Below are 6,000 nucleotides of genomic sequence, written 5' to 3'. Positions count from 1 at the left end.
AGCTTTTCCAACGGAATGGAAACGGCTTGTTCAGAAATGGAACCGCCTGCAAGACGGTGCAATTCGGTGATGATTTGGTGCGTTGGAAATTGGTTCACCACTGTAACCTGCACTTCATCTTTATTATAATATTCACGTACGGATAAGGCAGATAGCAATCCTGCGTAACCTGCACCTAAGATGACGATTTGTTTTGACATAGTTAATCCCCCGTCCTTACTGATTGAAAGTTATCAAATTATTTTTGGTTTTTACGTTCTGCAGAGACTTCAAGAAAAGCCTGGGCGAAACGGAAAAGCTTTTGTGCTTGCGGATCTTTCATCATCCTTAACAGACCAAAAAGACCGATCACATCATTATTTGCTTCAGCACGATCCTTAGCTTCGATGGCATTAGCGGCAAGCCCTTTCACTGAATGGACTACAGGTGTCGCGATCTCCGAAATGGCGCTGACCGTATCATTTTTCAACACATCATCAGTCGCAACCGATTGAGCGAAATCATAAGACTTTGTTAAAATATTCACTAACTCAGTTAGTTTTGGTAACTGCTCGACTAAAGTGTTCAATGATTCCTGAACCTCAGGCTTTAATAACTGGTCCAGTACATCTAATTGTTTTTGGCGGGCATTAAGTTGTTCAGTTTGTGATTGGGTAATCGTTTCTGACATATCCAATTCTCCTTTGCAATAAGCATTTTGTTGATGTAATTAGAAAAACTTGTAAAATATTACACAATGTGTGACAAGAAAAAATACTAACAAAAATGTAATAAAAGCTAAACTATAGTATATCCCTTTAGTGGCTTGAAAACAGCTGATTTTTTAAAAAAGATTCATAAAATAATCTTTTCCTGCTTATTAGAAATACGGATTTTAATGAAAGTTACCTGTTTTTACCTAAAGTGGACTTTAAGAGGGTGTCTACCATCGACGCCTGTCATACATATTTCCATCTTGATTTGCCACCCTAAATGATGGAGGTGAAAAAATGTGACTGATTCAGAATCTAAACTTACAGAAGAGAACAATGATAAGAAGCTTCATAAACTGGTTGGCAGTATGGAATATACTAAAGCGCAGCTAATGGAAGGTATGAATGGAATTTCTGAAGTTTACCTCAAAAACAGCGAGGAAGGCACATCGGAAACACCTGATAAATAATATTGTTGTGTAAGCATACTTAAAATATCAGGAACAACCGCAAACAATGGCAAAACATACAAAGCGTGGAAGCTAAATTCGTCAATGGCGAGCTGGATAGTCTCGATGTCATTCGCCAGTATGGTGTCATCATCGATTATGCAAAGAATAAAGCCCTGCCAGAATCAACAAAACAGTTCCGTGAATCCATGAAAACCCGTTCATTGGCTTATTGGAAATAACGTAAAACAGGTTCCGAATTCACTCGGAACCCCAGACTGTAGACAAACTCGAAGAAAAGTGAGTTTTGTCTACAGTTTTTTTAGTTGAAAACACGGAAGGTACGAGACTCCTGCTTAGAAAAGCTCGTCTAGGGAGACCCCGGGAGGCGCAAGCAAGACCGCCTCTGGATAAGCGAATGCCTGGAGTGGAATTTAACATCCAAATAACATCAGATCGTGTAGGTTTCGAAGACATTCTTAATGGAAACCCATCAATTCCTTCACATGTTCACAATTATCTTTTGAAGTGAGCATTTCCAAGAGCGTAAAGGCAACATCGAAAGCTGTGGATGGATTGTAGGATGTAATGATATTGTCCGTGACGACAATCGGTTCGTTCACGACAACCGCACCAAACTCTTTTAGCTGCCCTTGTCTCTTACTGGTTGGATGGTTGTATGTTGTGGCCTTTCTTCCATTCAAGATCCCGCTTTTTCCTAGTGGAAGAGAACCTACACAAATGGTTGCTATGATTTTGTTCCTATTATGAAAATGCTTGATCACATCAAGAAACCTCTGATCATAGGCATCCTCATAGAAACCGGCTTCTTCAAAACCTCCTGGAATGGCCAAAGCATCGAAGTCATCAATGTTCACTTTATCGAGGGTCAGTTCGGGCTGCACGATGAAATTCCATGTGCATTTCAATTGTTCGTGAAGTCCCACCGTAACCAAGTCAGTGGTGCCATCACCCTCTAATTTATTCCAACCCAATACATCTGTAAACACACTTGCTTCAACCGCTTCGAATCCATTGGATAGCAGCATCAATACTTTTTTCATGAAAGCATCCCCTTATTTATATTTGAATTAATTATATAAAAAGCAAATCCCTTAATACATGCAATTAATTACGTATTCATCTCATTTCTTTTTATTTTATAATGTATTTGAAAGGATTCTATTAATAATAAAAAGTGGGGGGCGATCGAATTGGATCGAACGGATAAAAAAATACTTTCCTTGCTAGAGAATAATGGGCGCATGTCCATGAAAGAACTGGCACATGAAGTTTCCTTAACGGCTCCAGCAACGAAAGAACGTGTCAATAAATTAGAGGAAAGCGGAGTGATAAAGGGATATAAAACGGAAATATCACTTGAAAAACTTGATAGGAGCATTACGGCATTCATATTATTCGAAACGGATAGATGCAAGGACTTTTATCAATTTAGCTTGAGCCATCCGGAAGTTCTGGAATGCCATCGGTTAGCCGGTCAATACAGTTATCTTATTAAAATTAGTACATACTCCATGGATACGCTGGAAGACTTCGTCGATGAAGCCATTAAATATGGGAAATCGTCCACCCATCTGATCTTTTCTTCCGCATCGAAAAATGTTTTTCCAGGAGAGGAGATCTAACCGGCTTCAACCTATTTACTTTCCAGCTCTTTAATATATGAGCAAATAGCAGGAAAAAACTCCATCAATATAGAAAGTAATTAGTAACAAAAATCACAGTTGGATGTTCAAAAAGGGAGTGGAGAAGAGTGAGTTTTGTTTACGATGAAGATAAAATAATGGAATTCCTTTTGCAGAATAAAAGTGAGTTTGAAGAATATCTTTTATCAGCAGCGGTCAATGTCAGGGATAAAATCGAAGAAATCCTTCTGATTGGAAATGTCGACCTTTTAAATAATGCGCATAAGCTCGTCCGTTATATAGTGGAACAGAATGAAACGGATTTGGTTGCCTTTGCCGAACAAGAGGGGGTTACGTGGGCAACCCACTCCTTGACGCTTTCATTCAAGCTGGAATGGATTCAGGCGCTCCGCAGAACGCTTTGGACCTTTCTTTATAAGTTCGAACAAGAAAAGAAAGCGTTTATTGAGGATTCCAAGGTCTTTTTTGATTTAGAGAAAATAGTGAATGAAAAGGTTGATGTATTTCTTAAATCTTTTTTCGTCAGTTACTCTGATTATAAAGACAAATTGATTCTCGCTCAGCAAAACTTGGTGGAAAATCTATCAGTCCCGATCATTCCCGTCACTTCCACCACCTGTGTCCTTCCGTTAATTGGGACAATCGATTATTCACGAATACAGATAATCGAAGAAAAAGTATTGATGGAGATAGGTAAACTGCGGATACAGACCTTGATCTTGGATTTGTCCGGTATCATCGAAATGGAAGTTGAAATGATCAATGACTTGATGAAAATCCTCGATGGAACGGCAATGATGGGTTGTAAAGCTGTGGTGACTGGATTACGCCCTGAGGTTGTTACGAAAATGATCCGATCAGGGATTCAGCTTGATAATAAGGCAGAAACAAAGGGTACGCTGCAGCAGGCCTTGAAGGACTATCTTGTAGCCACCTAAATCTTGAAGTTGGAGTCGCCAATTTTGGTGACTTTTTTTTGTGGGTAATTTGGAATATAAAGGAGGTTTATTTGCCGTTTTATCTTGTTCAAATAAGTAAATGGAATGAGGAACGGGTGCTCCGGGCAGACCCGATTCTTGGTTCCGGAAATCCGCTCCCTTTCCGCCGACTGAATGCCAAGCCTCAGCAAATAAAGCATCTAGCGGGTCTCATCTAGCCAATTATAGGAAGGAGTGTCCGAATCAGTGCAACCTTCCAAAGGTGGGTTTCATTTCAGCAAGGAATAGACATATGTATCATGAGGGTTACCGTTTTGGTAAATATAACTCCTTAATATTCCTTCCTGGATGAAGCCCAGCTTAAGTAAGAGCTCACTTGATGACACCGGCCGATGCGAGTTAAATCAAGGTCGTTGAAACCGTAGGCGGCATCACTTTCACGAATTTCCCGTAAGCGTAACCTTTCCGTGTTCAATACAGGAAACATTTTTTTCCCTCCCCATAAATCAGTTTTTCTATCTATTCGGTCTCCACAAAGGTTTTTCCTTTATTATGAAGTGCTTATTTTGCCGGTATTTTCGGTGGTAATCGGACAAGCTAACATTAGTTCAACATAAAACATTGGATGAAGGGGAGATAGATCATGGGAAAAAAACATCGCAACCGCATCGCTTCACCAAAAAAGAATAACCATATACCGAAAGCGGATATCATTGCAGAACATGAAGCACACGGTAAGGAATATTCTGCGAATAAACGAAAGAACGGTCCTGGTTCCAATACTGATTGAATAAACTTAGTGACCGCTCCTGCCTTTAATGGGCAGGGCGGTTATTTGTGTTTGTTGCCATCAAAGGGTCCATCCTATATCTTAAAGAATGAAGAAGCATTGAAGGGAGTTAGGATGATGAAAGCACTTGTCTTTGATGAATTCGGCGGTCCGGAAGTTCTTTCTGTAAGGGAAATTGCAGAACCTGAACATTCAAAATCAGCCGTGATCGTCCGAATGAAAGCAATCGGATTGAATTTTGCTGATGTATATAGAAGGAAAGGGAATTATCATTTGGTGGGTGATCCCCCATTCATTCTAGGGTATGAAGGGGCAGGGGTCATCGAATATGTCGGGGAAGATGTCCATCATGTGAAAGCAGGGGATCGTGTCGGGTTCGCTGATGTTCCCCATGCCAATGCGGAGCTGGTTTCAGTTCCTGCTGATAAACTGTTACCGCTGCCTGATGGGATTTCCTTTGAAACGGCCGCTTCCGTTTTACTTCAAGGATTGACTGCCCAATATTTAACGCATGACAGCCATCCAGTTAAAGAAGGGGAAACCACTCTGGTCCATGCGGCTGCAGGTGGAGTCGGTCAATTACTGATACAGATGATCAGGATGAAGGGCGGTCAGGTCATTGGCTTGACCTCATCCAATGATAAAGCGGCTGTTGCCAAACAAATGGGTGCGGATCATGTTTTCCTTTACGGATCAGACTGGGTGGCTTCCATTAAGGATGTAACCGGCGGTAAAGGCGTTGATATCGTTTATGAATCAGTGGGCCAAACCTTGATGGATAGTTTCAGTGCGACCAAGACTGGAGGAACTGTCGTATTTTTTGGGATGGCAGGCGGTGATCCGGAGAAAATCGATCCAAGGATGTTAATGGATACATCCAAGGCATTAATAGGTGGTGACCTTTGGAACGTCCTGACTACCCATGAAGAACGGACAAGAAGAACAGCAGAGCTGTTCCAATGGATTCTGTCAGGGGAAATCCTCATCAAAGAACCGACTCTTTTTTCGTTGGAAAATGGGGCCGATGCACATAGACTCCTTGAAAGCCGGAAAAGTTCGGGGAAAATACTATTAATACCATAACAATTCATTGAGGGCTTTCCATTCTAAATGGGGCCCGTTTTCTTTTGTGGTCTGCCGAGATTCAACACCTTATTCATACTGATGGTCAAAACCTTTTTCAGTTCCTTTATATAAACCCATTCTTAGACCCTTGGAATAACCCCATAATAAATGCCCTTGCCCTTTCAGGTGTTATGGCCTGCCTTTCAAACAACTTACTGCCCAAGTTCCCTTATCCACAAGATCCATATGCAACACACGAATTCAGAGGAGAAATCCACAGTGCACCAATCACCTAACCACAATCGTCATTCTGCAATTCACAGTCGGCATTTGTTACAAGCAAAAAAAAGAGAACGGATCCGCTCTCTTGGAAAACATATTAAAAGGCTTAAACCGTGT

At 41.0% G+C, this 6,000-nt stretch carries 9 protein-coding genes and 2 pseudogenes; 7 read left to right on the top strand and 4 right to left on the bottom strand.

Annotation, left to right across the window (positions count from 1 at the left end; genetic code table 11):
• Positions 1-200 (bottom strand): annotated as a pseudogene (locus ACIQ0C_RS08530) (NAD(P)/FAD-dependent oxidoreductase); the annotation flags it as partial.
• A gap of 38 nt (positions 201-238) precedes the next feature.
• Positions 239-670, bottom strand: a complete 432-nt coding sequence (locus ACIQ0C_RS08525; protein WP_403058991.1) for a helical membrane plugin domain-containing protein — start codon at positions 668-670, stop codon at positions 239-241.
• A gap of 321 nt (positions 671-991) precedes the next feature.
• On the opposite strand from ACIQ0C_RS08525, the gene ACIQ0C_RS08520 reads away from it, so the two are divergent.
• On the top strand, positions 992-1,162 hold the full coding sequence (locus ACIQ0C_RS08520; RefSeq protein ID WP_153246157.1) for a hypothetical protein: 171 nt from the start codon (positions 992-994) through the stop codon (positions 1,160-1,162).
• A 65-nt stretch (positions 1,163-1,227) separates the two neighbouring features.
• Positions 1,228-1,383 carry a hypothetical protein gene (locus tag ACIQ0C_RS08515; protein WP_403058989.1) on the top strand — a complete coding sequence of 52 codons (156 nt, stop codon included), beginning with the start codon at positions 1,228-1,230 and terminating at the stop codon, positions 1,381-1,383.
• Positions 1,384-1,620: 237 nt separating this feature from the next.
• Here ACIQ0C_RS08515 and ACIQ0C_RS08510 read toward each other — a convergent pair whose 3' ends face one another.
• Entirely contained in the window at positions 1,621-2,205 is a 585-nt protein-coding gene (locus ACIQ0C_RS08510) for a DJ-1/PfpI family protein (protein WP_402838458.1), read from the bottom strand.
• Positions 2,206-2,355: 150 nt separating this feature from the next.
• On the opposite strand from ACIQ0C_RS08510, the gene ACIQ0C_RS08505 reads away from it, so the two are divergent.
• The 3 genes from ACIQ0C_RS08505 (at position 2,356) to ACIQ0C_RS08495 (ending at position 3,964) form a co-directional block, all read left to right on the top strand.
• Positions 2,356-2,787, top strand: coding sequence for an Lrp/AsnC family transcriptional regulator (locus tag ACIQ0C_RS08505; RefSeq protein WP_403058987.1), 432 nt, complete (start codon positions 2,356-2,358; stop codon positions 2,785-2,787).
• Between the two features lie 128 nt (positions 2,788-2,915).
• Positions 2,916-3,746, top strand: coding sequence for an STAS domain-containing protein (locus tag ACIQ0C_RS08500; protein WP_403058985.1), 831 nt, complete (start codon positions 2,916-2,918; stop codon positions 3,744-3,746).
• 71 nt (positions 3,747-3,817) lie between these two features.
• Positions 3,818-3,964 (top strand): hypothetical protein, encoded by a 147-nt coding sequence (locus ACIQ0C_RS08495; RefSeq protein WP_403058983.1) that lies wholly within the window; start codon positions 3,818-3,820, stop codon positions 3,962-3,964.
• Between the two features lie 51 nt (positions 3,965-4,015).
• On the opposite strand, the pseudogene ACIQ0C_RS08490 reads toward ACIQ0C_RS08495, so the two are convergent.
• Positions 4,016-4,173: pseudogene (locus tag ACIQ0C_RS08490) on the bottom strand (GNAT family N-acetyltransferase); the annotation flags it as partial.
• 216 nt (positions 4,174-4,389) lie between these two features.
• Here ACIQ0C_RS08490 and ACIQ0C_RS08485 point away from each other — a divergent pair.
• Positions 4,390-4,536 (top strand): hypothetical protein, encoded by a 147-nt coding sequence (locus ACIQ0C_RS08485; protein WP_100298038.1) that lies wholly within the window; start codon positions 4,390-4,392, stop codon positions 4,534-4,536.
• A 117-nt stretch (positions 4,537-4,653) separates the two neighbouring features.
• Complete coding sequence (locus ACIQ0C_RS08480; RefSeq protein ID WP_403059029.1) at positions 4,654-5,619, top strand: quinone oxidoreductase family protein; 966 nt, start codon at positions 4,654-4,656, stop codon at positions 5,617-5,619.
• Positions 5,620-6,000 lie beyond the last annotated feature (381 nt).

The sequence above is a fragment of the Peribacillus sp. NPDC096448 genome (assembly GCF_044762675.1).
Lineage (GTDB): Bacteria > Bacillota > Bacilli > Bacillales > DSM-1321 > Peribacillus > Peribacillus frigoritolerans_B.
Note: the sequence above shows the minus strand (reverse complement) of the source record. Positions and strands in the feature narration are given on the sequence as shown.

Excerpts from the sequence above, each read along its gene's own strand:
- ACIQ0C_RS08525 (WP_403058991.1), bottom strand. The coding sequence starts at position 670 with ATGTCAGAAACGATTACCCAATCACAAACTGAACAACTTAATGCCCGC.
- ACIQ0C_RS08510 (WP_402838458.1), bottom strand. The coding sequence starts at position 2,205 with ATGAAAAAAGTATTGATGCTGCTATCCAATGGATTCGAAGCGGTTGAA.
- ACIQ0C_RS08485 (WP_100298038.1), top strand. The coding sequence starts at position 4,390 with ATGGGAAAAAAACATCGCAACCGCATCGCTTCACCAAAAAAGAATAAC.
- ACIQ0C_RS08480 (WP_403059029.1), top strand. The coding sequence starts at position 4,654 with ATGAAAGCACTTGTCTTTGATGAATTCGGCGGTCCGGAAGTTCTTTCT.